Genomic DNA, 873 nt, shown 5'->3' with positions numbered 1-873 from the left:
TTTTCAAGCTCACCAATAGGGAACAAGGTTTTGGCAAGTTTGTCACCGCCGACTGCATGCAAAAAATAGCTTTGATCTTTATTGTCATCGAGACCACGTAGTAGCTGCGCAACTTCTACGCCATTATCATTAGTATCATTAACGCTGCGGCGCGTATAATGACCAGTAGCGATAAAGTCTGCTCCTAATGTAAGCGCATAGTCCAAAAATGCTTTGAACTTAATCTCTTTGTTGCACAAAATATCAGGGTTTGGCGTGCGTCCTGCTTTATATTCTGCCAAAAAGTGCTCAAAAACTCTGTCCCAGTACTCCATTGCAAAGTTTGCGGTATGAAGTTTGATACCTATCTTATCGCACACCGCTTGCGCGTCCGCTAAATCATCCATAGCCGTACAGTATTCGGTGCCGTCATCTTCTTCCCAGTTTTTCATGAATAGACCTTCAACCTTAAAGCCTGCCTGCTTGAGCAAAACGGCGGATACAGACGAGTCAACGCCGCCTGACATACCGACGATGACATGCTTATCGCTTGGGTTATCTATATCGGCCAAGGTAAGCGGACGATGAGCGTGAAAAGAGGATGCAACTGAAGTATCTTTTGCTAAGGTGTTTTTTGATAAGGTATCTGGTTTAACGGACATAAAAGTCACTCAACAACTTGTGATAAAATAAAGCTGTATTATATCAGGTAAACAAAATCGGTGGCGAGCAGCGCGCGACTATTGCGCTAAATGTAGCGCTAAAAATTAGATAGTAGTTTTTAATAATTTTAATGTGAAAAATTATGATAAAAATCGGTCAAGGTATAGACGTTCATGCGTTTCATAATAATGGTCAGCAGCAGCAATACGTGATACTAGCGGGCGTGCCTAT

The 873-nt window shown here is 42.2% G+C and carries 1 protein-coding gene; it reads right to left on the bottom strand.

Annotated elements, in window-relative coordinates; genetic code table 11:
* Nucleotides 1–506: MnmA/TRMU family protein (locus ACTXGO_RS14900; RefSeq protein ID WP_443575070.1), on the bottom strand; the 506-nt coding region annotated here is incomplete at its 3' end.
* Between the last annotated feature and the right edge of the window lie 367 nt (nt 507–873).

It is taken from the genome of Psychrobacter sp. T6-1 (genome assembly GCF_052258445.1).
Note: the sequence above shows the minus strand (reverse complement) of the source record. Positions and strands in the feature narration are given on the sequence as shown.